General features: G+C 74.9%; 28 protein-coding genes and 2 tRNA genes. 17 read left to right on the top strand and 13 right to left on the bottom strand.

Annotation, left to right across the window (positions count from 1 at the left end; genetic code table 11):
• Window positions 1-29: 29 nt before the first annotated feature.
• Window positions 30-1,286 carry a serine hydrolase domain-containing protein gene (locus tag AB2L27_RS09030; protein WP_370441143.1) on the bottom strand — a complete coding sequence of 419 codons (1,257 nt, stop codon included), beginning with the start codon at window positions 1,284-1,286 and terminating at the stop codon, window positions 30-32.
• A gap of 146 nt (window positions 1,287-1,432) precedes the next feature.
• Here AB2L27_RS09030 and AB2L27_RS09025 point away from each other — a divergent pair, with 146 nt between their 5' ends.
• Window positions 1,433-1,699, top strand: a complete 267-nt coding sequence (locus tag AB2L27_RS09025; protein WP_370441142.1) for a hypothetical protein — start codon at window positions 1,433-1,435, stop codon at window positions 1,697-1,699.
• A 51-nt stretch (window positions 1,700-1,750) separates the two neighbouring features.
• Here AB2L27_RS09025 and AB2L27_RS09020 read toward each other — a convergent pair.
• A tRNA-Gly gene (locus tag AB2L27_RS09020) sits at window positions 1,751-1,824 on the bottom strand.
• Window positions 1,825-1,900: 76 nt separating this feature from the next.
• Here AB2L27_RS09020 and dcd point away from each other — a divergent pair.
• From dcd to AB2L27_RS08995, 5 genes are all read left to right on the top strand, one after another.
• Window positions 1,901-2,476: a dCTP deaminase gene (dcd, locus tag AB2L27_RS09015; RefSeq protein WP_370441141.1), complete on the top strand. Its 576-nt coding sequence runs from the start codon at window positions 1,901-1,903 to the stop codon at window positions 2,474-2,476.
• Between the two features lie 116 nt (window positions 2,477-2,592).
• Entirely contained in the window at window positions 2,593-3,855 is a 1,263-nt protein-coding gene (locus AB2L27_RS09010; protein ID WP_370441140.1) for an EAL and HDOD domain-containing protein, read from the top strand.
• A 109-nt stretch (window positions 3,856-3,964) separates the two neighbouring features.
• The gene (locus tag AB2L27_RS09005; RefSeq protein ID WP_370441168.1) at window positions 3,965-4,387 is read left to right on the top strand and encodes an ankyrin repeat domain-containing protein; all 423 of its coding nucleotides are present in this window, start codon (window positions 3,965-3,967) and stop codon (window positions 4,385-4,387) included.
• A gap of 120 nt (window positions 4,388-4,507) precedes the next feature.
• Window positions 4,508-5,863 (top strand): TrkH family potassium uptake protein, encoded by a 1,356-nt coding sequence (locus tag AB2L27_RS09000; protein WP_370441139.1) that lies wholly within the window; start codon window positions 4,508-4,510, stop codon window positions 5,861-5,863.
• A 37-nt stretch (window positions 5,864-5,900) separates the two neighbouring features.
• Complete coding sequence (locus tag AB2L27_RS08995; RefSeq protein WP_370441138.1) at window positions 5,901-6,536, top strand: potassium channel family protein; 636 nt, start codon at window positions 5,901-5,903, stop codon at window positions 6,534-6,536.
• A gap of 116 nt (window positions 6,537-6,652) precedes the next feature.
• Here AB2L27_RS08995 and AB2L27_RS08990 read toward each other — a convergent pair whose 3' ends face one another.
• Complete coding sequence (locus AB2L27_RS08990; protein ID WP_370441137.1) at window positions 6,653-6,823, bottom strand: hypothetical protein; 171 nt, start codon at window positions 6,821-6,823, stop codon at window positions 6,653-6,655.
• Window positions 6,824-6,894: 71 nt separating this feature from the next.
• Between AB2L27_RS08990 and AB2L27_RS08985 the strand changes: the two genes are divergently transcribed.
• Genes AB2L27_RS08985 through AB2L27_RS08975 form a run of 3 tightly spaced genes read left to right on the top strand, consistent with a single transcriptional unit; the run spans window position 6,895 to window position 9,291 of the window.
• The gene (locus tag AB2L27_RS08985) at window positions 6,895-7,344 is read left to right on the top strand and encodes a MarR family winged helix-turn-helix transcriptional regulator (RefSeq protein ID WP_370441136.1); all 450 of its coding nucleotides are present in this window, start codon (window positions 6,895-6,897) and stop codon (window positions 7,342-7,344) included.
• On the top strand, window positions 7,334-8,596 hold the full coding sequence (locus AB2L27_RS08980) for an MFS transporter (RefSeq protein WP_370441135.1): 1,263 nt from the start codon (window positions 7,334-7,336) through the stop codon (window positions 8,594-8,596). Before AB2L27_RS08985 ends, AB2L27_RS08980 begins: the two co-directional genes overlap by 11 nt.
• 38 nt (window positions 8,597-8,634) lie before the next feature.
• On the top strand, window positions 8,635-9,291 hold the full coding sequence (locus tag AB2L27_RS08975; RefSeq protein WP_370441134.1) for a thymidine kinase: 657 nt from the start codon (window positions 8,635-8,637) through the stop codon (window positions 9,289-9,291).
• On the opposite strand, the gene AB2L27_RS08970 is transcribed toward AB2L27_RS08975, so the two are convergent.
• A complete protein-coding gene (locus AB2L27_RS08970) occupies window positions 9,279-9,758 on the bottom strand; it encodes a MarR family winged helix-turn-helix transcriptional regulator (RefSeq protein ID WP_370441133.1) in 480 nt (159 codons plus the stop codon). The two genes, AB2L27_RS08975 and AB2L27_RS08970, sit on opposite strands and share 13 nt — an antisense overlap.
• Window positions 9,759-9,853: 95 nt before the next feature.
• Between AB2L27_RS08970 and AB2L27_RS08965 the strand changes: the two genes are divergently transcribed.
• Window positions 9,854-10,099 carry a DUF2630 family protein gene (locus AB2L27_RS08965; RefSeq protein WP_370441132.1) on the top strand — a complete coding sequence of 82 codons (246 nt, stop codon included), beginning with the start codon at window positions 9,854-9,856 and terminating at the stop codon, window positions 10,097-10,099.
• Between the two features lie 63 nt (window positions 10,100-10,162).
• On the top strand, window positions 10,163-10,978 hold the full coding sequence (locus AB2L27_RS08960) for an IclR family transcriptional regulator (RefSeq protein ID WP_370441131.1): 816 nt from the start codon (window positions 10,163-10,165) through the stop codon (window positions 10,976-10,978).
• Between the two features lie 12 nt (window positions 10,979-10,990).
• On the opposite strand, the gene AB2L27_RS08955 is transcribed toward AB2L27_RS08960, so the two are convergent.
• Window positions 10,991-11,776 (bottom strand): acetoin reductase, encoded by a 786-nt coding sequence (locus AB2L27_RS08955; RefSeq protein WP_370441130.1) that lies wholly within the window; start codon window positions 11,774-11,776, stop codon window positions 10,991-10,993.
• A 317-nt stretch (window positions 11,777-12,093) separates the two neighbouring features.
• Between AB2L27_RS08955 and AB2L27_RS08950 the strand changes: the two genes are divergently transcribed.
• Window positions 12,094-12,231 (top strand): hypothetical protein, encoded by a 138-nt coding sequence (locus AB2L27_RS08950; RefSeq protein WP_370441129.1) that lies wholly within the window; start codon window positions 12,094-12,096, stop codon window positions 12,229-12,231.
• Window positions 12,232-12,333: 102 nt separating this feature from the next.
• On the opposite strand, the gene AB2L27_RS08945 is transcribed toward AB2L27_RS08950, so the two are convergent.
• From AB2L27_RS08945 to AB2L27_RS08925, 5 genes are all read right to left on the bottom strand, one after another.
• A complete protein-coding gene (locus AB2L27_RS08945; RefSeq protein ID WP_370441167.1) occupies window positions 12,334-13,842 on the bottom strand; it encodes a GAF domain-containing protein in 1,509 nt (502 codons plus the stop codon).
• A 125-nt stretch (window positions 13,843-13,967) separates the two neighbouring features.
• Window positions 13,968-14,495, bottom strand: a complete 528-nt coding sequence (locus AB2L27_RS08940) for a SigE family RNA polymerase sigma factor (RefSeq protein ID WP_370441128.1) — start codon at window positions 14,493-14,495, stop codon at window positions 13,968-13,970.
• Complete coding sequence (locus tag AB2L27_RS08935) at window positions 14,492-15,310, bottom strand: hypothetical protein (protein ID WP_370441127.1); 819 nt, start codon at window positions 15,308-15,310, stop codon at window positions 14,492-14,494. The genes AB2L27_RS08940 and AB2L27_RS08935 overlap by 4 nt, the downstream gene beginning before the upstream one ends.
• A gap of 153 nt (window positions 15,311-15,463) precedes the next feature.
• Window positions 15,464-15,536 (bottom strand) — tRNA-Glu (locus AB2L27_RS08930).
• An 88-nt stretch (window positions 15,537-15,624) separates the two neighbouring features.
• Window positions 15,625-16,485: an NAD(P)-dependent oxidoreductase gene (locus tag AB2L27_RS08925; RefSeq protein ID WP_370441126.1), complete on the bottom strand. Its 861-nt coding sequence runs from the start codon at window positions 16,483-16,485 to the stop codon at window positions 15,625-15,627.
• Between the two features lie 127 nt (window positions 16,486-16,612).
• Here AB2L27_RS08925 and AB2L27_RS08920 point away from each other — a divergent pair, with 127 nt between their 5' ends.
• A complete protein-coding gene (locus tag AB2L27_RS08920) occupies window positions 16,613-17,965 on the top strand; it encodes a sensor histidine kinase (protein WP_370441125.1) in 1,353 nt (450 codons plus the stop codon).
• 19 nt (window positions 17,966-17,984) lie between these two features.
• Entirely contained in the window at window positions 17,985-18,668 is a 684-nt protein-coding gene (locus AB2L27_RS08915; protein ID WP_370441124.1) for a response regulator, read from the top strand.
• A 36-nt stretch (window positions 18,669-18,704) separates the two neighbouring features.
• On the opposite strand, the gene AB2L27_RS08910 is transcribed toward AB2L27_RS08915, so the two are convergent.
• The gene (locus AB2L27_RS08910; protein WP_370441123.1) at window positions 18,705-19,577 is read right to left on the bottom strand and encodes an aldo/keto reductase; all 873 of its coding nucleotides are present in this window, start codon (window positions 19,575-19,577) and stop codon (window positions 18,705-18,707) included.
• Window positions 19,578-19,719: 142 nt separating this feature from the next.
• On the opposite strand from AB2L27_RS08910, the gene AB2L27_RS08905 reads away from it, so the two are divergent.
• Both AB2L27_RS08905 and AB2L27_RS08900 read left to right on the top strand, forming a co-directional pair.
• On the top strand, window positions 19,720-20,082 hold the full coding sequence (locus AB2L27_RS08905; RefSeq protein WP_370441122.1) for a VOC family protein: 363 nt from the start codon (window positions 19,720-19,722) through the stop codon (window positions 20,080-20,082).
• Between the two features lie 7 nt (window positions 20,083-20,089).
• Window positions 20,090-20,518 carry a DMP19 family protein gene (locus AB2L27_RS08900; protein WP_370441121.1) on the top strand — a complete coding sequence of 143 codons (429 nt, stop codon included), beginning with the start codon at window positions 20,090-20,092 and terminating at the stop codon, window positions 20,516-20,518.
• 9 nt (window positions 20,519-20,527) lie between these two features.
• Here the strand turns inward: AB2L27_RS08900 and AB2L27_RS08895 are convergent, their stop codons facing one another.
• Window positions 20,528-21,217, bottom strand: a complete 690-nt coding sequence (locus AB2L27_RS08895) for an O-methyltransferase (protein WP_370441120.1) — start codon at window positions 21,215-21,217, stop codon at window positions 20,528-20,530.
• A gap of 65 nt (window positions 21,218-21,282) precedes the next feature.
• The gene (locus AB2L27_RS08890; protein WP_370441119.1) at window positions 21,283-22,830 is read right to left on the bottom strand and encodes a methyl-accepting chemotaxis protein; all 1,548 of its coding nucleotides are present in this window, start codon (window positions 22,828-22,830) and stop codon (window positions 21,283-21,285) included.
• A gap of 236 nt (window positions 22,831-23,066) precedes the next feature.
• Between AB2L27_RS08890 and AB2L27_RS08885 the strand changes: the two genes are divergently transcribed.
• On the top strand, window positions 23,067-24,842 hold the full coding sequence (locus AB2L27_RS08885) for a DNA polymerase (protein ID WP_370441118.1): 1,776 nt from the start codon (window positions 23,067-23,069) through the stop codon (window positions 24,840-24,842).
• Window positions 24,843-24,882: the final 40 nt, after the last annotated feature.

Raw genomic sequence — 24,882 nt, 5'->3', positions numbered from 1 at the left:
CGTTTCCGGCACCGACACCCGCCGGGACCTCAGGACCGCCCGTCGCAGACGGCGGCCTCGACCGCCGCGTTGACGTCCGACAGGTCCTCCAGCGTGCGGGGCAACGCGCTCACCGCGACGACGACGGACCGGCCCTCGGAGGTGACGAGGTTGCGCGTCTCGTAGCCCTGGATGTCACCCCCGTGACCCCACGCCTCGACCCCGCAGCTCAGGGTGCGGTGCGCCAGACCCAGCCCGTAGCTCCAGCCCGGCTCGGGTTCGAACTCGTCGGCGGGGACGGTCTTCAGCAGTTCCTCCCGCTGCGCCGGGGCCAGGAGGTCCGAACCCGCGGCGCCGTCCGCGCCGAGGACGGCGGCCTGGAACCGGGCCAGGTCCGAGGGGGTGGACACGAGCTGCCCCGCGGCCCAGCCCAGCGAGGGGTCGGTCTCGGTGACGTCGGTCCACGGCGCGTCCTCACCCGCGGCGAGGTAACCCCGGGGGTGCTCACCGCGGATCTCCTGCTCCCCCACCCCGGGCCAGTAGGTGTCCTCCAGCCCGAGCCGGTCGATGACGCGCCGGGTGATCTGCTCCCCGATCGGGCGGCCGGTGACGCGCTGCACGAGCATCCCGGCCAGCAGGTAGTTGGTGTTGCTGTACTGCCACCGCGTCCCGGGGGCGAACTCCGCGGGGGCGCCGAGGGCGGCCTGCAGCAACCGGGACGGCTCGAAGTAGGTGTGCCGGATGTCGAGCAGCGCGGTGTCCCCCTTCGAGACGTCCGCCACGACGGTGTCGTAGTCGGGCAGGCCGCTGGTCTGCTGCAGGAGTTGGCGGACGGTGACGGCCCGCCCGTCCCCGCCCGGCCCGCGCACGACCCCGGGCAGGTAGGTCTCCACGGGTTCGTCGAGGGCCACCGCCCCCTCGCCCACGAGCTGCAGGACGACGACGGCGGTGAACGTCTTGGTGTTGGAGGCGATGCGGACCCGGCCGTCGGCGTGGATCGGGTCGCCGGTCGCGAGGTCCTGCACCCCGGAGGTGTAGTTCGTCACCCGGCCGTCGGCGCCGCGGACGGCCGCCAGCGCGCCGGGGAACCCGTTGCCGTCGACGAGGTCGTCCAGCCGCTGCTGCACGAGCGCCGAGCGCGGCGGGGCCTGCGGGCCCTCCGGGGCCTGCGGGGACGCGGTCGCGGCCGACGTCAGCCCCAGGGAGAGCACCGCCGCGCCGGCGAGGGCGGCGGCCAGCGAGCGGGTGCGACGGGGGCGGGCAGTGGTCGTGGAGTCCGCGGTGGTCGCGGTGGTCGTGGTCGTCACGTCGTCCTCCTGGGTCCGGTGTTCTGCGTCGACCCGAGCCTCCCGGGACCACCGGGCCCGGTCGATCCCGTGGGCTGGAGGAGCGGAGGTGGTGCCTGCACCACCTCCGGCGCGCGCGGACGGCCCCGGGCCAGCACAGTGGGCGGGTGAGCGAGGAGACGACACCCCACGTGGACCCGCGCGACAACGCCGAGGTCCGCACCGTCCAGGAGTCCGGCAGCCGGGAGAACGCCCGCGCCTCGGACTCCGGCCCCGTGCCGAGCCCGGCCCGCGACCCGCAGGACCCGCTGGGTCAGGAGGACGACGTGGCCGACGGGACCGGCCAGGGCAACCCCATCGCCGGGGTCGAGATCAGCGCGGAGGACGCCGCGAACGCCGTGCCCGCCGACCAGGGGCCGGAGGGCACGCGCTGAGGCGCTGAGGAACGACGAAGGCCCAGGTCCGGTGGGCCTGGGCCTTTGTGCTGGAGCGGGCGACGAGAATCGAACTCGCACCATCAGCTTGGGAAGCTGAGGTTCTACCATTGAACTACGCCCGCGTGCCCTGCCGGAGCAGGACGGTGACTACTGTAACGGACGCGGGCCGGTGCTCGCACCGGCGGTACCGTGACGCCCGTGCTGCTCTCCGACCGCGACATCCGCGCCCAGCTGGACTCCGGGCGCATCGCCCTGGCCCCGTCCGAGCCGTCGATGGTCCAGCCGAGCAGCGTCGACGTGCGCCTGGACCGCTTCTTCCGGCTGTTCGACAACCACCGGTACTCGGTCATCGACCCGGCGCAGGAGCAGCCCGACCTCACCCGGCTGGTCGAGACCCCCGCCGACGAGGCGTTCATCCTGCACCCCGGTGAGTTCGTCCTGGGCTCCACGTACGAGGTCGTCACCCTGCCCGACGACATCTCCGCACGTCTGGAGGGCAAGAGCAGCCTGGGCCGGCTGGGCCTGCTGACGCACTCCACGGCGGGCTTCATCGACGCCGGCTTCTCCGGCCACGTGACGCTGGAGCTGTCGAACGTCGCCACCCTGCCCATCACGTTGTGGCCGGGCATGAAGATCGGGCAGCTCTGCTTCTTCCGGTTGTCCTCCCCCGCCGAGCAGCCCTACGGCAGCGGCGCGGCGGGGTCGCGGTACCAGGGCCAGCGCGGGCCGACGCCGAGCCGGTCGGCCCAGGGCTTCCACCGCACGACCGTCTGAGGACGGGGTCTACCCGTTCGGCGCAGCGAGGGAGTACAACGCTTCAGTCGCGGCGCAGCGGCGCCGTTGAGACGGGTGTGGAGCTCGCGGCGACGACGGACGGGGAGGGGGAGGCAGTGGACGGACGCACCCCGGAACACCCCCTGCCCGTCGACGCGGCGGTCTCCGTCTCCCCCGTCCGCGTCGGCCGGCAGGGCATCTACGACCGCGAGCGCCGTCTCGTGGCCTTCGAGCTGCTGTTCCGCAACCACGGCCGGGCCAGCGCCGAGCTCGCCGAGGGGGCGGAGCAGGACCACGCGACGTCGCAGGTCATCAGCGCCACGTTCGGCGACTTCGGGGTCGGGCAGATCGCGGGTGAGCGCCCGCTGTTCATCAACCTCACGCGCGGCTTCTTCACCGGCGCGCTGCCGGTCCCCTGCTCACCCGAGCAGGTCGTCCTGGAGCTGCTGGAGAACGTCGACGTCGACGAGGAGGTCCTGGCGGGGCTGCGGCGGCTGCGCGCGCAGGGGTACCGCATCGCCGTCGACGACTTCATCGGTGAGGAGTCGCGGCTGCCGGCCGTGGCCCTGGCCGACTACGTCAAGATCGACGTCGAGGCGGCCCGCGACGACTTCGACCGCGTCCTGGCCCTGGCCCGGGCGCACAACCCGACGGCGCTGGTGGTCGTGGAGCGCATCGAGGACGACGAGCTGTTCGACCGGTGCCTGGCGGCGGGGGCGGACCTGTTCCAGGGGTACGGGCTGCAGCGGCCCGTGACGCTGGAGGCCGTCAGCCTGACCCCTTCGCAGCTGGTCTGCCTGCGGCTGGTGCGGGCCCTGACCGGTCAGGACGCCCCGCTGCACGAGATCGAGCAGCTCGTGGCCTCCGACCCCGCCCTCAGCCTGCGGGTGCTCAAGACGGTGTCGTCGGCGGCCGCGGGCACGAAGACCGGGGTGACGTCGCTGCGGCAGGCGATCGTGCTGCTGGGCCGGCAGCAGTTGTGCTCGTGGGTCGTGCTCATGCTCCTGGGCGGGGTGACGAGCGTGGACACGGAGTCGCTGACGCTGGTCCTGGCGCGGGCCGCGGCGTGCGCGCGCCTGGCCCCGCGCGACGCCGACCTGGCCTACGTCGTGGGTCTGCTGTCCGGGGTCGCGACGGTCCTGGGGATGGGTGAGGACGAGCTGGTCGACACGACGGGGGTGGCGCAGTCGGTGCGCGCCGCGCTCGTGGACCGGCGCGGGGCGGCGGGTGGGGCCCTGCGCGCGGTCCTGGCCTACGAGGAGGACGACCCGTTCGTCATCACGGACGCCGGGCACGCGGTGTACGAGGTGTCGCGCGCCTACTTGGCTGCGCTGAGTGGCGCTATGGTGACTGTCAGTTCAGTCTTGGAGCGTCCCTGACGGTGGACACGCGACGAGCGTGCACGCGGCGCGCCCCCGGACCTACCCTGACGCCGTGACCGTGAAGCGGGAGGACCACTCCACCGGGTCGACGGGCGCCGACACCGCCGTGGGTGCCGTCCCGGCCGGCCCGGCCGACGAGGGCGAGGAACGGGCGCTGGAACTGGCCCACCGCGTCTTCGAGCACGCCCGCCACGGCCGGGTGCGCGAGCTGTGCGGGTACCTGGACCTGGGCGTGCCGGTGAACTCCACCGACAGCGAGGGCAACACCCTGCTCATGCTGGCCGCCTACCACGGGCACCCGCGGACGGTCCTGTCCCTGCTCGAACGGGGCGCCGACCCCGACCGCGCCAACGGCCGCGGCCAGACCCCGCTGGCCGGCGCGGTCTTCAAGGGCGAGGTGGAGGTCGTGGCCGCCCTGGTGGCCGCCGACGCCGACCCCCACCTCGGCTCCCCCGACGCGTTGGAGGCCGCGCGCTTCTTCGGCCGCCAGGACCTCCTGGAACTGCTCGAGGTCCCCGAACCGGACTGATCCCCCTCCGCGCGGACGCACCCGGGCCGCCGGGGCACCGTTAGCCTGATGCCGTCGGCGCGCCCGCGTCGTGCGCGGACGGACCCGCGCTGGCACCAGGCACGGCGGAGGCAGCAGGTGGTGGACGCCCCCGCGGCCCGTCGTCGCCAGCGCGTGCTGCGGCACCCGGCCCAGGTCGTCGCCCTCGGCTTCGCCCTCGCGGTCGCCCTCGGCACCGCGCTGCTCTGGCTGCCCGTCGCCCGCCGCGGCCCCGGCTCGGCCAGCCTCGTCGAGGCCCTGTTCACCGCCGTCAGCGCCCTGTGCGTGACCGGGCACGTCGTCGTCGACACGCGGGCGCACTGGTCGACGTTCGGGCTCGTCGTCATCCTCGCCCTGGCCCAGATCGGCGGCTTCGGGATCATGACGTCGGCCTCGCTGCTGGGCGTCTTCGCCTCCCGGCGGCTCGGGCTGCGCTCGCGGGTGCTGACGGCCACGGAGTCGCGCGGGCTGAACCTCGGGGACGTGCGCTCGGTCCTGCTCGGCGTCGTGCGGGTCTCCCTCGTCGTCGAGGTCGTGGTGGCGGTGCTGCTGACCTCGCGCCTGCTCCTGGGGTACGACCGCAGCCCGGGCCAGGCGACGTGGGAGGGCACCTTCCTGGCCATCTCCTCCTTCAACAACGCCGGGTTCGTGCTGCGGCCGGACAGCATGACCGACTTCGTCGCCGACCCGTGGATGTGCCTGCCGGTGATCGCGGCCTCGGTCACCGGCGGCCTGGGGTTCCCCGTCCTGCTGGAGCTGCGCAAGCAGTTCCGCTTCCCCAAGCGGTGGTCGCTGCACACCAAGCTCACGCTCGCCACGACCGTCCCGCTGCTGCTGTTCGGGGCCGTGTTCCTCACCGTCAACGAGTGGCGCAACCCGGCCACCCTGGCGGGCCTGGACTGGTGGGCCCGTCCCCTGGCGGGCCTGTTCCAGTCCTCGGCCACCCGCAGCTCGGGCTTCAACTCCGTCGACGTCTCGGCCATGAACGGCGGGTCGTGGCTGGTCATGGACGTGCTCATGTTCATCGGCGGCGGGTCGGCCTCCACCGCCGGGGGCATCAAGGTGACGACGTTCGCGCTGCTCGCCGTCGCCGTGTACGCCGAGTTCCGCGGCGAACCGACCGTCACCCTGTTCCACCGGACCGTGGCCGACCGCGTCGTGCGCCAGGCCCTGACCGTGGCGCTGGCCTCCCTGGGCGTCATCGTGCTGGCCACGCTCGTCCTCGTGGAGATGACCCGGGCCCCGCTGGACGCGGTGGTCTTCGAGGTCATCTCGGCCTTCGCCACCGTCGGGCTCAGCTCCGGGCTGCTGGTGCAGCTGCCGGAGTCCGGGCAGGTCATCCTGGCCCTGCTCATGTTCCTCGGCCGCATCGGGCCGATCACGCTCGGCGCCGCCCTGGCGCTGCGCGAACGCACCCGCCTGTACGAGTACCCCGAAGGAAGGCCGATCATTGGGTAGCAAGCGCTCGGCTCTGGCCAGTCCCCGGTCGGTCGTCGTGATCGGCCTCGGCCGCTTCGGCCGCAGCCTGGCCCTGGAGCTCATGGAGGACGGTCAGGTCGACGTCCTGGGCATCGACAACGACCCCGGTCTCGTCGACGAGCTCGCCGGGTCCCTCACGCACGCCGTCGTCGCCGACTCCACCAAGGAGGAGGCGTTGCGGCAGCTGTCCGTGCACGAGTTCGATCGCGCCGTCGTCGGCATCGGCACCAACCTCGAGGCGAGCATCCTCACCGTCTCGACGCTGCTGCAGTTCGGCATCCGCAACGTGTGGGCCAAGGCGATCAGCGACTCCCACGCCCGGATCCTCACCCAGCTCGGGGCGCACAAGGTGATCCGCCCCGAGCACGAGATGGGCCTGCGCGTCGCCCACCTCGTCCGGGGGCGGATGCTGGACTACATCGAGTTCGACGACGGCTACGCGATGGTCAAGACGATGCCGCCGAGCCCCATCGTCGGGCGCAGCCTGGGTCAGGCGAAGCTGCGCAGCACCTACAAGGTGACGGTCGTGGCCCACCACCGCCCCGGTGCGGGGTTCACCTACGCCACGCCCGACACGGTGCTGGAGGCCGACGACGTGATCATCGTCTCCGGGCAGATCCGGGACGTGGAGGCGTTCAGCGCCCTGTCCTGAGGCGCCGGCCCGGGCCGCTGCGCGGGGTGGTCCCCGTTGCCTCCACGGGGTCGATGACCGGCCCCGTGGAGGCAACGGGGGCCGATCCAGCGCAGCGGCGGGAGGGGCGCGCGGGGTCAGCGGTCCTGGGAGTCGGGGTTGTCGCGGCGGTCGACGCCGGGCAGGCGCCGGCGCTCGGGCTCGCCGCGTTCGGCGCGGGTCAGGTCGATCGTCGTCCGGCGGTCGACCCGGCGTCGGCGGTCCTCGTCGGACTCCTCGCTCGGTCCCGCCACTCCTTCGTCACTCACGGACTCAGCTCACCACGCTGCGTGCCCGCTGTCACGTTGCCCCACCACGACCACCGTCATATAGTGTCCCTATGCAACTTGATGAGGACCTGGCCGAACGGCTGCTCCTCAGCTGCTCGGCCCTGACCCGCGCGGCGGCCGCCGCCACCGACGGCACCCGGCTGTCCCTCACCCAGACCCGGGTCCTGTCCACCCTGCACCGCGACGGACCGCTGCGGGTCAGCCGGCTCGCCGAGCTGGAGGGCTGCGCCCAGCCGAGCATGACCGGGCTCCTGTCCCGGCTGGCCGGAGCCGGGTTCGTCACCCGCGGACCCGACCCGGCCGACGCCCGCGCCGTCCTCGTCACGCTCACCGCGGAGGGCCACCAGGCCCTGCTGGCCGACCGGCGCGCCCTGCGCGCCCCCCTGGCCCGCGCCCTGCAGCACCTGCCGGCCGCGCCCGGCGACCTCGAACGACTGACCGGCCTGCTCGAGGACATCACCACCGAACTCCCCCCAGGAAGGACGTCCCGTGCCGACTGACACCCCCCCGGACACCGCGACCCCCGGGACGGAGGCACGCCCCGGTCTGCTGAAGCAACCGATCGCCGTGTGGGCCGTCGCCTTCGCCGCCGTCGTCTCGTTCATGGGCATCGGGCTGGTCGACCCGATCCTGCCCGCCATCGCCGGGGAACTCGGCGCCACCAGGTCCCAGACCCTGCTGCTGTTCACGTCCTACCTGGGGATCACCGGCCTGGCCATGCTGCTCACCGGCTGGATCTCCAGCCGGTTCGGGGCCAAGAAGACCCTCATGGCCGGGCTCGCCCTCATCGTCGTCTTCGCCGCCCTGGCCGGGTCGTCCTCGACCATCGGGCAGATCGTCGGGTTCCGCGCCGGCTGGGGCCTGGGCAACGCGCTGTTCATCGCGACCGCCCTGGCCACCATCGTCGGCGCCGCCAGCGGCGGGATGTCCCACGCGATCATCCTGTACGAGGCCGCGCTCGGCCTCGGCATCGCCACCGGCCCCCTCGTCGGCGGCCTGCTCGGCGAGGTCTCCTGGCGCGGACCGTTCTTCGGCACCGCCGTGCTCATGGCCGTCGCGTTCGTCGCGATCGCCACGCTGCTGCCGGCCACCCCGAAACCCGCCGTCGCGACGAGGATCTCCGACCCCGTCCGCGCGCTGCGCCACCGCGGGCTCGCGACCGTCGCGGCCATGGCCTTCCTCTACAACGTCGGGTTCTTCACCCTGCTGGCCTACACGCCCTTCGCGCTGGGGATCTCCTCCCCGATCGGGCTGGGGTTCGTGTTCTTCGGCTGGGGCGTCTGCCTCGCCATCGCCTCGGTGGTCCTGGCCCCGCGGCTGCAGCGGCGGTTCGGGTCGGTCCCCGTCGTGGCGACGATGCTCGCGCTGTTCGCCCTCGTCCTGGCCGTCGAGGCCGTGTTCGTCGACGTCCGGACCGTCCTGGTCGCCGGGACCGTCGTCGCCGGGGTGTTCCTGGGGGTGAACAACACCATCGTCACCGAACTCGTCATGGAGGTCTCCCCCGCCCAGCGGTCCACCGCCTCGGCGGCGTACTCCTTCGTGCGGTTCATCGGCGGGGCCATCGCCGCCTGGGCCGCCGGGGAGCTCGGGGAGGTCTACACCGACTGGTCCCCCTTCGCGCTCGGGGCCCTCGGCGTGCTGCTCGGCCTGGCCGTGCTGCTGGCCGGCCGCCGCCACCTCGTCCTCGTGCACGACGACCCGGCCCCGCGCTCCCCCGCCGAGGCGCAGGCCCTCACCGCCGGCGACGCCTGAGGCCGGGGGGCCCGTGCGGTGCGGCATGATCGACGCCCGTGGCTGAACTGGTGTTCTTCTCCGGGACGATGGACTGCGGGAAGTCGACGCTCGCGCTGCAGACCGACCACAACCACCGGGTGCAGGGGCGACGGGGCCTGCTGTTCACCCGCTTCGACCGCGCCGGGGCGGCCGTCATCTCCAGCCGCATCGGCCTGGCCCGGGCCGCCCTGGAGGTCGGGGCCGGCACCGACCTGTGGGTCGAGGTGAGCCGCCGGCACGCGGCCGACCCCCTCGACTACCTCGTGTGCGACGAGGCGCAGTTCTACGACCCCGAGCAGGTCGAGCAGCTCGCCCGGGTCGTCGACGACCTCGACGTCGACGTCTTCGCGTTCGGCATCACGGCCGACTTCCGGACCCGCCTGTTCCCCGGGTCGGCACGCTTCATCGAGCTCGCCGACCGCGTCCAGGTGCCGCAGGTGGAGGCGCTGTGCTGGTGCGGGCGGCGGGCCACCCACAACGCCCGCACCGTCGACGGGGAGATGGTCCTCGCCGGTGAGCAGGTCGTCGTGGGGGACCTCACCCGCGCCGAGGGGACCCTCGACGTCGGCCCCGTGGGAACGGTGGCCTACGAGGTGCTGTGCCGGCGCCACCACACGCGGCGGCAGACGAAGGCCCACCGCGAGATCGACCTGCGCGAACGTCAGCTCTCGTAGCCCAGGGTCGTCGCCTCGGGCATGTCGGTGTCCCCGGCCGCCTCGGCGAAGCGGGCGAACCCCTCGCGCACCGCGGCGCGGCCGTCGTCGTCCATGCGCCCCAGGACGTCCTCGAACGCCGTGCGGCGGCGGGCCAGGACCTGGTCGACGAGGTCGCGGGCCTGCTCGGTCGGGGCGACGAGCACCTCCCGGCGCGTGTCCGGGTTGTCCTCGCGCGTCACCCACCCGCCCGCGACGAGCCGGTCCACGGCCCGCGTGAACGTGGAGGGGTGGACGCCGATCGCGGCGGCCAGCGCCCCGCTGCGCAGGGGCCCGCGCGAACGGATGAGCACGAGCACGCGGTACTGCTGCAACGTGAGCGATTCCATGGCCTCGGCGAGCGAGCGCACGCTGATGCCCACGACGGCCCGCGAACCCGCGAGCACGGCTTCGACGTCCTCGTCGACCTGCTGTTCGGTGGGGATCACGCGGGAATGCTAGTAGTCCCGGGCCCGCGGCGCGTCAGGACACCCGGACCCGCGCCGCGCTCGCGGGCCGACCCGCGTCGCGGGAGGATCCGGACATGGACGAGCACGACATCCGTCAGCGGATCGACGACCTGGTCGCCACCGAGCACCGCCTGCGCGAGTCCCTGCAGAAGGGCGAGCTGAGCGCCGAGGAGGAGCACGCGCAGCTGCGGGCCGCCGAGGAGGCGCTCGACCAGTGCTGGGACCTGCTGCGCCAGCGCCAGGCGCGCCGCGCGGCCGGGCAGGACCCGCAGGAGGCGACGGCCCGGCCCGTCGAGGAGGTCGAGCACTACCGCCAGTAGGGCAACCCGCGCGGCCCCGCCCCCGGCGCGGACGGGCGGGGACGGGTGCGCCAGACTGCGGGCGTGCCCGACGACGCCGCAGGGACGGACACCGGCCCGGTCCGGGTGGGCCGGCGGCGCCGGGAGTCCGGGGTCGCCACGGTCGAGAAGACCCTCGCGGTGCTGGAGGTCGTGGCCGAGCGCGGCGGGGCCACGGCCCGGGAGGTGTCGCAGGCCCTGGGGTTCCCGCTGCCGACGACGTACCGGCTGCTGCAGGTCCTCGTCGACTGCGACTACCTCGTCCACCTCAAGGCGGACAAGCGGTTCGAGCTCGGGTACAAGCTGGACCGCCGCGGGGTGAGCCTGCACCGGCAGGTCGGGGTCCCTCCCCCGGTGCGCCAGGAGATCTGCCGGCTGCACGAGTCGGTGTGCGCCGCGGCCTACTTCGCGGTGTACCGGGGGGCCGACGTCGTCGTCGCGCACGTGGCGGACTCCCCCGCGCACCCGCGGCTGACGCCCATGAACTTCGGGTTCCACGAAGCCGCGCACGCCACGGCCTTCGGCAAGATCCTGCTGGCCGGGATGTCCGCGCAGGACGCCGCCGAGTACCTCGACGCCCACGGGACACCGGCGCTGACACCGACGACGATCACCGACCGGGCCGCGCTGGAGGCCCACCTGGCCGAGGTGTCCCGGCGCGGCGTGGCCTGGGAACGCCAGGAGTTCGTGCCCGGCGCGGCGTGCGCGGCCGTCGCCGTGCACGACCCCGCGGGGTCGGTGGTGGGGGCGGTCGCCATCAGCACCGAGGACGACCGGGTGGACCCGCGCCGGGGCGCCGAGCTGGAGAGCGCGTTGCGCGAGAGCGCGAACCGGATCAGCCGGTGGCTGCGCACCGGCTGATCCCCGGGCCGCTCAGGAGAACTGGATCCCGCCGTCGACGAGCATCGTCTGGCCCGTGACGTAGTCGGAGTCCGGGGAGGCGAGGAAACTCACCATCTTCGCGACGTCGTCGGGGACCGAGACCCGCCCCAGCAGGATCGAGCGGGCGTTCTCGGCCAGCGCCTCGCCCTTCTGCTGACCGTTCTTGGCGGCGAGCTTCTCGTCGATGAGGTCCCACATCGCGGTGCCGACGATGCCGGGACCGTAGGCGTTCACGGTGATGCCGTGCTCGGCCCACTCCATCGCGGCGGCCTGGGTGAGCCCGCGGACGGCCCACTTCGTCGCCGAGTACGGCCCGAGCATCGCGAACGGGCGGAACGCGACGATCGAGGCCGCACCGATGATCTTCCCACCGCCGCCCTGGGCGATGAACTGCTTCGCCGCGGCGCGGTACCCGAAGAACACGCCCTTGACGTTCACGTCGAAGATCTTCTCGAAGTCGGCCGTGTCGTACTCCAGCAGTTCCTGGACCTGGGCGATCCCGGCGTTGGCGACGAACACGTCGAGGCGGCCCCCGGCCTCGACGGCCGCGCGCACCAGCAGCTCGTTCGACTCCTCGCTGGTGACGTCGACCTCGGCGCCGGTGGCGGTGCCCCCGGCGTCGGCGATGGCCTGCACCGTCTCGTCGACGCCGCTCTTCATGACGGGCAGGTCGGCGACCACGACGTGCAGGCCGTCGCGCCCGAGGCGTTCGGCGATCCCGCGCCCGATCCCGCGAGCCGCTCCGGTGACCACCGCGACACGTGCGTCCGAACTCATTCCAGTCCTCCTCGACGAATGGGTCTTGCCGTGTCCCGCAGCCAACACACCCCTGCGGCACCGGGTCCAGCACCGTTCTCACCCTGTGAGAAGGGCGGGGCCCACGGCCCGTCCCCGTCCGGCCCGTCCGACATCCGACAGGAGAACCGGGGTGCCGACGCACGGGCTCCGATCGCGGGCCGGGGACGTGCGCATCACGTTCCGGCAACGCTTCGCGCCGGCGCCCGGTGCGGGGTTGCGACCGCGGACGGTCCCTGCCGACGGTGGAGACCTGAGTTCGTGAGTTCGATCGACCACCGACCGGAGGAGGGACGGACGTGGCGTTCCCGTACGTGGCCGTCGTCGTCGGCGCCGTCGGCGTGCTCGTCGTCGTCGCGCTGATCACCCAGTTCCTGCACCAGCGGCACCGGGCGCGGGTCCTGGCCCGCCCCTCGCGGACCAGGACGCGCCGCTGACCCGTCGCGGCCGGGGGTCGGGACGACGGTCGGTGTGCGCAGGGGGTGGGGCCGCCGCACCGCCGTCCGCTCAGGCGGACGACGGTGCGGCGGGTTCGGGGGTCAGCGCCGCGGGAACGGGCGCTCGGAGGCGGTCGCCATCGCGACCTGCTCGTCGATGACCTCGGAGATCCGCGCCTGCACGACGTCGAGCTCGCGGATGATCGCGGCGGTCTCGTTGATGCCGCCGGAGACGGCCGAGCTCGACGCCTGGATGCCCGCGACCTGCTGCGCGACGCGCTGGGTGGCGTCGGCGGTCTCGCGCGCCAGGTCCTTGACCTCGCTGGCCACGACGGCGAAACCCCGGCCGAGCTCACCGGCGCGGGCCGCCTCGATGGTCGCGTTGAGGGCGAGCAGGTTCGTCTGGTCGGCGATCCCGGAGATGATCTTGATGACCTCCCCGACCGCGGCCGAGGCCTGCGTGAGCGCGTCGACCTCGACCGTCATCGTCGAGGCCTGCCCGACGGCGGCGTCCGCGACGCGGCCGGCGTCGTTCACCGCGTCCCGCAGGCGCGAGACCGTGTCGAGCAGTTCCCGCGAGCGCGCGGCGTCGTGCTCGCTGCGGCGCAGCACGTCCAGGCGCTGGGAGACGAGCTGCTGCACGTTGCGCAGGGAGGAGGCCCGCGACTCGGACAGCTCGATGACGTCGGTGGCGAAGAAGTCCATCGTCCCCACCACGCGCCCCTCGGACGTGACCGGGAAGCAGACGCCCGACTTCACCCCGGCGCGCTGGGCCGCGGGGGCGCGGACGCAGTCGGTCATCTCGGCGAGGTCGCGGACGTAGACGAGGTCGCGCTGGCGCCAGGCGCGCCCGGACAGCCCGACGCCCTCGGCGAAGCTGGCGGCGAGGGTGACGCGGCGGAACTCCTCCCCCGCCGAGCCGGACTCGACGGCGAACTTCAGGGTGGCGCTCTCCTCGTCCAGCGCCCAGTAGGACCCGTAGGCCCAGCCGAACGCCTCGCGCACCGTCTCCAGCGCGGTGCGCAGGGCCTCGTCCTGGTTCGGGGCACCGCCGACCTTCGTCACGACGGTCGTCACGGCCGCGCGGTCGTTGAGGGTCTCCTGCAGCGCGGCGGTGTCCAGCGCGCGCCGGCGGGCGTGGGCGGCGACGCGGGTGATGGCCGACCACTTCTCGGCGCGGCCGCCGAAGAAGGGCAGCTCGTTGCGGGAGTAGTACTCCTGGACGGCGACGACGCGGCCGTCCTCCACGACGGGCAGCTGGCCGCCGCTGTGGGCGCCGGCGGCGCGGGCGTCGCGCCAGCGCTGGCAGGCCATGGCCTCCGCGGAGTCGTCGCACTGCACGGGTTCGCGGGAGGTGATGGCCTTGCCCCCGCACCCGTCGCCGGCGCCGACGGCCACGTCGCGGGTGGAGGCGAGCGCGGAGGCCAGCGGCCCGACCTCGGCGGCGATGCGGAAGCGGCCGTCGGGGCCGGGCAGCCAGACCGCGCCGTAGCTGAGGTCCAGGGCCTGGGCGAGGGCCCGGACGCACGCGAGCTGGGCGTCCAGCTCGGTCGTGATGCCCACGTCGAGGGCGGCGAGGACGCCTTCCAGCGCCTCCACGTCGCGCGGCATCGGCCCCGTGGCGGTGTGGCCGACGGCGACCTTGTGACGTCCGAACACTGGCTCTCCCACGGGTGACTGGTTCTGGAAGCGTTGCTCCTCCCCGTGTTTCGGCAGGTGGTCCCGGGAACTTGACCTCAGTTCGGGGGCGGCGGTGCCAGGCGCTCGCGCAGCGCCGCGAGCCCGCGGTGGGCGTTGCTGCGCACGGTCCCCGTCGTGACGTCGAGCAGGTCGGCGATCTGCTCGTCGGAGCAGTCCTCGAAGTGGCGCAGGACCAGGACGGTGCGCTGCTTCACCGGCAGCCGGCGCAGCGCGGTGAGCAGCTCGTCGCGGTCGGCGAGCTGGCCGGTGCGGTCGGCGGCCGCGGTCTCGGGCAGGTCCCCCGTGGGCCGTTCGCGCCGGGCGGCGCGGCGCCAGAAGGAGGTGGAGGCGTTGACGACCATGCGGTTGACGTAGGCGACGGGGTCCTCGGCCGCGCTCACCCGACCCCACGCCAGCAGGGCCTTGGCCAGCACGTCCTGCACGACGTCCTCGGCCGCGTGCGGGTCGCGCAGCAGCCCGCGGGCCAGGCGGACGAGCGCCGGGCCGCGGGCGGCGACGAAGTCCTCGAAGGTGAGGACCCCCGTCCCCTCGGGGACGCGGGTCGTGGGCCGGGACGCCGTCACCGCGCTGCACCCCCGGCCCCGGCGAGGTCGGCGGCGAGGTCGAGCTGGCGGGAGGCCAGGGCCGCGGCCTGGTCGAGGGTGGCCCGCCCGTCGGGCTGGTACGTCGTGGTCGTCACCTTCACGACGAGCCGGCCCGAGCGCGCCACGACGATCGCCTCCCACGCCGGGTCGTCGCCCAGGGTGGCCGGGCGGTACCCGGCGACGACCTGCTCGGCGCCGACGGCCGCGGGGGCCGACGTCCAGGACGCCCCCTCCAGCTGCGTCGTCGTGCAGTCCTGCGCGTCCTGCTCGGTGGCGGCCATCCAGTCCTGCGCGGCCGACCCGCGGAACAGCAGCACGCGCAGCGAGGCCTCCTCGGCCGGGCCCGGGCGCGCGGTGGGCGAGCCGCCCCAGCCCGCCGCGCGGCTGTCGACGACCGTGTCCGTCCCGTCGTAGGCGTCGTCCTGGCAGAACCCGGAGTTCACGGAGACGGTCTGCCCCAGCAGTTCCAGGCCGGGGACCACCGCGTCGACGTCCCCCGTGGTCAGCAGGGCCTCGTTGGGGACGGCCGTCGCCGGGGGCGTCGTGGCGGGGGTGACGGGCCGCACCGCGGTCGGGTCCTGGCCCCACCAGGACACCCCGAGCGGCAGCCCGAGGGCGAGGACGGCGACGACGCCGGCCACCCCCTGCCGGCGCCGGCGGAGGGTGCGGGCGCGCCCCCGCGCCCCCGCGACGAGAGCGGTCACGTCGACCCCGACGTCGGCCGAGCCCGCGCGCCGCAGCGCCCGGACCAGGTCGTCGTCGGCCGGGTCGGCTCCCCTCCGGTGCTCGCTCACGTCGTCCTCCCCTCCCCCGGGCCGCCCCCTGCGACCTCCGAGCAGCAGACGCGGTGGGCGGCCGGTGCGTTGCACGGCGGACGGAGTTGCACGGCGGAGGGACCCGGGACGCGAGAAGGCCCCCGGTCCAGGTGGGCCGGGGGCCTTCCTCGGTAGCCCCGACGGGATTCGAACCCGCGCTACCGCCGTGAGAGGGCGGCGTGCTGGGCCGCTACACAACGGGGCCCCAGCGCTGTCCCGTTCCCGGAACCAGCGGAGAGGAGTCTACCCGCTCTCCGCGGGTGCCCCGTCCACGCGGCAGGTCCGCTGCGGGCTCAGCGGGGTTCGTCGCGGGCCACGACGGAGAAGTCGTCGTCGCCGTGACCGGCGCGCTGGGCGGCCAGCAGCCCCTGCGCGGCGACCGTCAGCGCGGGCAGCGGGAAGCGGGAGGTGTCGACCATCAGACCGGCGTCCTTCAGGAGCAGGTCGGTGGAGAACTGGGTGTCCCCGAACTGCCCCGTGCGCACGTTCTGCCCCTTCATCGCGGCGATGGGCCCCAGGCCGGTGCCCTTGAGCGTCGTCAGCACCTGCTCGACGTCCAGGCCGCCGGACGCGCCGAGCCGGACGGCCTCGACGAGCCCCTGGAAGGAGACCGCGAGCGCCAGGTTCGCGACGAGCTTGCCCGTCGCGGCGGCGGACGCCTCGGGCAGCACCTGCAGCCGGTCGGGGTCGGCCCACAGGGAGACGAACGGCACCGCGCGCTCGGCCGCCGGGCCGCCGGCCAGGACGCCGAGGGAGCGGTCGGCGGCCGGTCCCAACGAGCCGACGACCGGGGAGTGGACGTGGTCGACGCCACGCTCGGCGGCCCAGCGGGCGTGCTCGTCGGCGTCGGCGGGTGAGATCGTCGTGACGTCGATCCACAGCGTCCCGGCCGCCGGGGACAGGCCGTCGAGGACGACCTCGCGGACGGCGGGCGGGCCGAACAGGGCGGTGACGAGGACGTCGGCCCCCTCCAGCGCCTGCGCCGGGGAGCTCGCGGAGGTGGCCCCGGCGGCCAGGAGGTCCCCGTCGCGGCCGGGGGTGCGGTTCCAGACGCGGACGTGGTGGCCGGCCTCGACCAGGTGGCCGGCGAGCACGCGGCCCATCCGGCCCAGGCCGAGGAAGGCGATGGTGGAGCGGGCTTCGGGAGGGTTCACGGGAGGTTCCTCTGGGACGGGCGGACACGGTGGTGGCACGCGGGGTGACGGGGTGCGACGGACGCGGGAGGAGCGCAGGGACGATCGGAGGACGCCGGAGGCTCACCCGTCTCCCTACCCTGAGGCGGTGAGTCAGCTCGCGCACCCCGTCGCTCCGCCCACCGACCCGTGGGTGACGCGCTGGCGGTACGCCCCGAGGGCCCGTGACGTCGTCGCCGTCCTGCTGGCCCTGGCGCTGGCGGTGGCGTGGTTCCACGCGGTCGTCGTGGGCCCGGTGGACACCCAGCCCGGTGGCCCCCCGCTGTTCGCGGACGGTCTGTCGTGGATCACCGGGGCCCGGGGGCCGGAGGTGCTCGCCTGCGCCGTCGTCGTGGTGAACTGCCTGGCCCTGTGGTGGCGGCGCGGGCACCCCGTCCTGGTGTGCGTGCTGTCCCTGGCCGTGGCCGGGACGATCGCCTTCGACGGGGCGCTGCACTTCGCCCTCCTCACCCTCGCCGTGCGCCGGCGCGACCGCCTGCTCGTCCTGCTCGCGGGGGTGGCCGGGGTCGTCATCACGCTGGCCTCGCTGCGCACGACCACGGACGGGCCGGCCTGGGCCCTGACCGTCGCCGTCGTGGGGGTCTCGCTGTGCGTGTTCGTCGGGGCGTTCGTCGGGGCCCGCCGCGACCTCGTGACGTCCCTGCGCGAACGCGCCGAACGGGCCGAGCACGAGCAGGCCCTGCGGGCCGAGCAGGCCCGGCTGGCCGAGCGGACCCGCATCGCCCGGGAGATGCACGACGTCCTGGCCCACCGGATCTCCCTCGTCGCGCTGCACGCGGGGGGCCTGGAGGTCCGCCCGGACGTGGGCGCCGAGCAGGTCGAGGCGACCGCGGCGACGATCCGCGAGACGGCCCGGACGGCGCTGGAGGACCTGCGCCGCGTGCTCGGGGTGCTGCGGGCACCGGGCACCGGGTCGGCGGCGACCACGGCCGCCGAGCTCACCCCCCAGCCGACGCTCGTCGACGTGCGCCGGCTCGTGGAGTCCACGCGCGAGGCCGGGGTCGCCGCGGAGTTCCGGACCGACGTGCCCGTCCACGCCGACGTCCCCGCCGAACTCGGGCGGACGGTCTACCGGGTCGTGCAGGAGGCGCTGACGAACGTGCACAAGCACGCCCCGTCGGCGCGGACGGTCGTCACCGTCTCGGGCCGGACCGGGCTGGAGATGCTCGTCTCGGTCGTGAACGCCCGCCCCCACGGGGCCTCGGCGGGGCTGCCCGGCGCGGGGTCGGGGCTGGTCGGGCTGTCCGAGCGCGTGGGCCTGGCCGACGGCACGATCACGTCCGGTCCCGAACCGGGCGGGGGTTTCGCGGTGCGGGCGCGGTTGCCGTGGCCGGCTCCCGACGGCCGGCCCCGCACCGGTGCCTCCGCCGCGTGGACCCCGCCGGATGCGAGGATCGTGCGCGCCCCGGCCGGGTCCGGTGCGGGCGAGGGGAACGGCTGAGGTGGAGGCGGACGCCGACGTGAACGTGGACGAGCAGCAGGGCAGGCCGACGAGGGTCCTGCTGGTGGACGACGACGCCCTGGTGCGCGCCGGGCTGCGGATGATCCTGTCCAGCGCCGAGGACGTCGAGGTCGTCGGGGAGGCCGAGAACGGGGCCCAGGCGCTCGAGGGGGTCGCCGCGCACCGGCCCGACATCGTCCTCATGGACGTGCGGATGCCGGTCATGGACGGGCTCACCGCGGCCAAGGCCATCAGCGAGCGCCCGCAGGCGCCCAGCGTGGTCATGCTGACGACGTTCGACCTCGACGAGTACGTGTTCCAGGCGCTGCAGGCCGGGGCCACGGGGTTCCTGCTCAAGGACACCCCGCCGCGCGAACTGGTCGCGGCCGTCCGCGTCGTCGCCGCCGGGGAGGCGATGCTCTCGCCCACCGTGACCCGCCGGCTCGTCGGGCACTACGCCGCCGACACCGTGAACCCGCGCCGGCGGGAGGCCGCCGAACGGCTGCGGCTGCTGACCGACCGCGAGCGCGAGGTGCTCGGCGCGGTCGGGCGGGGGTTGTCGAACGCCGAGATCGGCAAGGAGCTGTTCATGAGCGAGGCGACCGTGAAGACCCACGTCTCGCGGCTGCTCACCAAGCTGGAGGCCCACAACCGCGTGCAGGTCGCGATCGTGGCCCACGACGCGGGGCTCCTGGACGCCTGAACGTCGCCGAGCCCCGCGCCGGGGTGCGGGGACGGGTCAGCGGCCCGCGGCCTCCAGGGTGGAGAACTCCTCGTCGCTGAGCTCGACGTCGGCCGCGGCGAGGTTCTCCTCCAGGTGCGCGACGGTCGAGGTGCCCGGGATGGGCACGATGACGGGTGAGCGGCGCAGCAGCCAGGCGAGGGCGAGCTGCGACGTCGACGCGTCGTGGCCCTTGGCGATCTCGTCGAGCGGCCCGCCGGGGCGGGCCAGGCTGCCGGCGTCGACGGGAGCCCACGGGATGAAGGCGATGCCCTGCTCCTCGCAGTACGTCAGCAGGTCCTCGGCCCGCCGGTCGCCGAGGTTGTAGCGGTTCTGCACCGAGGCGATGCTCAGCCCGGCCGCCTGCGCCTCCTTGACGTCGTCGACGTCGACCTCGGACAGGCCGACCTGCAGCGCCAGGCCCTCGTCGACGAACTCCTTGACGACGCCGAACTGCTCCTCCCGCGGGGTCTTCGCGTCGATGCGGTGCAACTGCCACAGGTCGATGCGCTCCACGCCGAGGCGGCGCAGGGACATGAGGATGCACTGGCGCAGGTACTCCGGGCGGCCCAGCGGCGGCCACACGTCCGGGCCGTGCCGGGTCAGCCCGCCCTTGGTGGCGACGACGACGTCGCCGTACCCGGTCCCCTTCCCGCCCGCGTCGTGCAGGGCCTCGCGGATGAGGTCCTCGGAGACGAACGGGCCGTAGGAGTCGGCGGTGTCGATGAACGTGACGCCCAGCTCGACGGCGCGGCGCAGGACGCGCACGGCCTCGTCGTGGTCCTTCGGCGGGCCCCAGACGCCCTCACCGGTGATGCGCATGGCTCCGTAACCGAGCCGGTGGACGGTCTTGCCGCCGAGGTCGATGGTTCCGCTCGCGGACACGGGCACGTGGTCCTCCCGGGGTGGGTGGTGTTTCGCGGTCGCGGGCACGCTAACCCCGGGCGGGGCCCTCGGCGCGACGGGCGCTCCGGGGCCGGGCCGGGCATGATCGTCCGACACCGGCAGCACGCCCCGACCGAAGGTGGAACCCGTGAAGGTCACTCCCGTCCGCTTCACCGGCGACGTCGCCGCCATGCGCCGCTTCCTCGTCGCCCTCGGCCTGACGAGCACGTCGAGCTCGCCGGAGGGGTCCTGGGTCAGCCTGGAGGCGGCCGGCGGCGGCGAGGTCGGCCTGCACGACACCGGGACCGCCGCGACACCGCACGAGGCGGGCACGACCGACCTGGCGTTCGCCACGACCGAACCGCTGGAGACCGTCGCCGCGCGGCTGCAGGAGGCGGGTTTCCCCGCGCGGATCGACGGCCGCGTCCTGCACGTCACCGACCCGGACGGGCGCGACGTCCAGGTGCACGGCACCGAGCTCGACCTGCACGGGTACTCCGAGGGCGACTGAAGCCAGCATGCGCACCCCGCTGCTCGACGCGCTGAACGTCCCGGCGATCACGGCGTACGAGCTCGCCGACGGTACCGCCACCCCGGGGCTGCGGTCCCTGGGGGCGGTGCTGGCCCTGCACGGCATCGCCGAGAACGGCGGGCTGGTGGGCGGGGGCGTGGAGAACCTCTTCTTCAGCCGACGCCTGGACTCCGTCGACGACGCGGCCGCGGGCCTGCGCCGGCTCGGCCTGGACGACGTCGCGGACCTCGTCCTGCGGGCGCGTGCCGAGTTCCTGCGGTTCCGGCCCACCGGGTACGAGGAGCTGTCCGCCGCCGACGAGGCCCTGTGGGACCGGCTCGACGAGGAGTTCTTCGCGATCGCCCCCTCGGAGCGCCTCGAGGCGGCCGTCGCGGCCCACCTCGCGGAGATCGCGCCGGGGCTGTCGCCCTCCTGAGCCCCGACGTCAGCGCACGAGGGCGAGGGCGAAACCGTCCCAGCCCTTGGAACCGACGGTCTGCAGCGCGGTGACCTCCAGGCGCGGGTCCTCCCCCAGCGCGGTGAGGAAGTCGCGGGTCCCCGTGGTGGTGGGGTCGGTGGCGCCCTCCTCGACGACCCGGCCGCCCCGCACGACGTTGTCCCCCACGATGAGGCTGCCCGGCCGCGTCAACCGCAGGGCCCACTCCAGGTAGCGCGGGTTGTTCGGCTTGTCCGCGTCGATGAAGACCAGGTCGAACGGCTCACCCCCCTCCGCCTCGATCTGCGGCAGCGTGTCGAGGGCGGCGCCGACGCGCACGTCCACGACGTCGGTGAACCCCGCCCGGTCGAGGTTGCGGCGGGCGACCTCGGCGTGGCGGGGTTCGTGCTCGCACGTCACGACCCGCCCACCCGGGGGCAGGGCCCGCGCCAGGTGGATCGTGCTGAACCCGCCCAGGGTCCCCAGTTCCAGGACCCGGCGGGCCCCGGTCATCCGCACGAGCATCGACAGCAGCGCCCCCTGCAACGGGGAGACGTCGATCGGCGGCAGGCCGGCGGCCTGGTTCTCGTCGACGACGAGTTCGAGCACCTCGTCCTCCGGCAGCACCGTCTGGACGAGGTACTCGTCGACCTCCGCCCACGTCGAGCCGGGGTCGTGGTCACCGGTGGCCGCACGCATGGCGGCACTCTGCCACCGACCCCGGGCGCGCCGGAACCCCACCGGCGCCGCGGCCCGGACGCCGTTCAGAGCCGGAAGGCGCCGACCGTCTCCTGCAGCCGGGACGCGCTGTGGCGCAACGACTCCACCGAACCCGTGACGACCTCCAGGCTCACCCGGTCCTCGGCACCGGAGGCGGCGACGTCGGCGAGCATCGTCGAGATGTCCCCGGCCCCGGCGGCCGCCCCGGCCACGGTCCGCGCCAGGTCGGCGGTGGTCACGGTCTGCTCCTCGACGGCCGCGGAGATGGAGGCCTGGTAGTCGTCGATGCGCCCGATGACCTCGGCGATGCGGGCGATGGCGGCGGCCGCCTCCCCGCTGCCGCGCTGGATCGCCGCGACCTTCCCGGCGATGTCCTCGGTCGCGGCCCCGGTCTCCTGCGCCAGCTCCTTGACCTCACCGGCGACCACGGCGAACCCGCGACCCGCCTCCCCGGCCCGGGCGGCCTCGATGGTCGCGTTCAGGGCCAGCAGGTTGGTCTGCTCGGCGATGGACGTGATCGTCTTGACGACCGTGGCGATGTCGCGGGTGGCCTCGCCCAGCCCGGCGACGGCGGTGCGGGTGGCCTCGGCCACCTCGACGGCCTCGCGGGCCACCGACGCCGAGGAGGTCATGCCCGAGGAGATCTCGGCGATGGAGGCCCCCAGTTCCTCCGCCCCGGCGGCCAGGGTGGCGACCTCCCCGGAGACCGACCCGGCCGAGGCGGCGGCGCGTTCGGTCTCCTCGCCCGTGCGGGCGTTCGCGGCCGACAGCGAGGCCGCGCGGGTGGAGAGGTCGTCGGCCTGACCGGCCACGGCCCGGGCCTGCTCGACCACCCCGGCCACGGTGCGCCGGGTGGAGTCCACCGCGGCGGCCAGCGCCTGCGCCATCTGCCGGAACTCGTCGCGGCCGTCGACGACCGGCTGGACCGTGAGGTCGCCGTCGGCGACGCGACCGAGGTCGGAGACGGTGCGGCGCAACGGCACGACGATGCTGCGGGTCAGGGCCACCAGCAGCAGGACGGCGAGGGCGACGGCGGTGGCCACGGCGGCCAGGACGAGGGTCCGGCTGCGGGTGGCGGCGGCCAGGCCCTCGGCCCGGACCTCGGCGGCCCGCTGCCCCACCGAGTCGGTGAGCTCCTGGGTCCGGGCGAGGATGTCGGCGTAGACGGCCCAGCTCTCCTGCTGGATGGTGTTCTCCGCACCGGCCAGGTCCCCGGCGCCGTACTGCGCGACGGCGCGGTCGTCGGAGGCGAAGTAGTCCGCCCACTTCCCGGTGATCTCCGCGTTGACGGCCTTCTCCCCGTCCGTCATGAGCTCGACCGGCGCCGCGTCGGGGGCGGCGAGGAGCTCGGCCTTGTCGGCGAGGAACCGGGCCCGGTTCCTCGCCTCGGGCGCCACCGCCGCGGCCGCCCCGAGGCGGTAGGTGTCCCACGCGTAGGCGGCCTGCCAGCCGGAGACGTTGGCGTCGTAGTACTTCTGCTCCGCGACGTAGGCCGTCAGGACGGCCAGGTCGGCGGCGTGCTCCGCGGACCGGGTCTGCGCGCGTCCGCCGTGCAGGGCCGCCGCGCCCGTCAGGCCCAGCAGGACCAGCACCACCCGAAGGCCACCGCGAGGCGGACCCCCACACCCGTCCGACGCATCACCGCGGTCATCGGTCCGTGCTCCCTGGTTCGTCGTCCCGACGGCCTGGTGCACCGCTCTGCCACTGGAGGTCTCGACCGCCGGACGGCCAGTGTGGACGAACGTCGCCCGTTCGGCGCAACGCCCACCCGGCGGCGACGCGGCGGTGCCCGGGCGGTGGTGCCCGGGCCCTGGGCCAGACTGGGCCGGTGCACGTCACCGACCGGCTCCGGGCGCTGGGCGGCGTGCCCCGCCTCGGCCTGGCCGTCGTGCCCGGCGGCCTCGGGCTGGCCGTCCCCGGACGGTCCTGGGGCGTGCCGACCGCGGACCCGGCGGCGCTGCTGACCGCGCTGGAGGCCGAGTTCACCCCGCGCTGGACGTGGTGGTCGGCCGCGTCCGCGCTCGGACCGGCCGGACCGGCCGGACCGGCCGGACCGGTCCAGCTCGCCCGCTGCCACGACCTCGCCGCCGTGCACCGTGTCCTCGACGGCGGGACCCGCGAGGACCCGGGCGCGGTGTGGGCCGCCGCGCGGGGACTGCCCGCCCCGCCCCCGCCCTCGCGCCGGCCGGCCGCCGCCCACGGCACCGGGCTGCTGGACCTCGACGGCGCCGCGGACGCGGGCACGCCGGTGCTGGCCGACGGGACGCTGGCCCCGGCGTGGGCCGACGGCCGCGTGTTCGACACCGACGACCCCGACCCGGCCGAACGCCTCGAGCGCGCCGGCCGGTGGGCGGCCCTGGCCCTCGACGTCGCCGCCGCGCAGACCGCCCGCCTGGCCGCCCTGCCCGACCGGCGGGCCGAACCCGCGGGGCCGCCCCTGCCCGTGCAGACGGGGTACGCCGAGTCCGCGGCCGCGGCGCTCGCGGTCGAGCTGTCCCGCACGGGGTTGCCGCTGGACCGGTCGACGGCGGAGGCGATCGTGGGCGCCGCCGTCGGGCCGCGTCCGGCCGACGAGGCCGCCGAACGCCTGGCCCGCACGGCCCGCGACGACCTCGTGCGCCGCCACCTCGGACCGGGCGGTGCGAGCGTCGACCTGCGCAACCCCGCCCACGTCCTCACCGCGCTGCGCGGGCTGGGGTTCGACCTGCCCGACACCCGCGCGCACCGGCTGGAACGGCTGCGCGAGGCGCACCCCGCCGTCGCCGCGCTCCTGGTGTGGCGCAAGGCCGAACGCCTCGCCACGACGTACGGGTACCCCTGGCTCAACGAGCACGTCGGTGCCGACGGGAGGTTGCGCGGGGCCTGGTCGGCGGCCGACGCCGCCGCGGGCCGGATGACGGCCCAGGCGGGGTTGCACAACCTGCCCGCGGAGCTGCGGCCCGCGGTGGCCGCCGAGCCCGGGCACGTCCTCGTCCGCGCCGACCTCGGCCAGGTCGAACCCCGCGTCCTCGCGGCCGTCTCCGGCGACCCCGGCCTCGTCGCCGCGACCCGTGAGGAGGATCTCTACGCCCCCGTCGCCGCCGCGCTCGGCGCGGACCGGCCCACCGCGAAGGTCGCCGTCCTCGCGGCCATGTACGGGCAGACGTCCGGCGCGGCCGGGGAGGCGTTGCGGCGCATGGAACGTGCCTACCCGCGGGCCCTGGCGTACCTGCGGGCCGCCGAGGAGGCCGGCCGCCAGGGCCGCGACGTGCGGACCTACGGCGGCCGGCTGGTGCGGATCTCCGACCTCGCCCCCGCCGACCCCGGCGCCGCCACCGCCGCCCGCGGCCGGTTCGCCCGCAACGCCGTCGTCCAGGGCGCGGCGGCGGAACTGTTCAAGGCCTGGGCCGCGACGGTGCGGGCCGGGCTGGCCGGGACGGGCGGGCGGATCGTGCTGTGCCTGCACGACGAACTGCTGCTGCACGTGCCCGGACCCGACGCCCACCGCGCCGCCGAGCTGCTGCGGGTCGCGCTGCAGCAGACGGCGACGCGGTGGGCGTCGGGGTCGGGGGTGCGGTTCGTCGCCGACGTGGCGGTGGTGCGGCGGTGGTCGGAGGCGAAGTGAGCCTCCCCGCCCGCGGTGACAGGGGTGCCCCCATTGCCTC

Source organism: Kineococcus halophytocola, assembly GCF_041276425.1.
Lineage (GTDB): Bacteria > Actinomycetota > Actinomycetes > Actinomycetales > Kineococcaceae > Kineococcus > Kineococcus halophytocola.
This window is presented reverse-complemented; position numbering and strand designations above follow the sequence as displayed.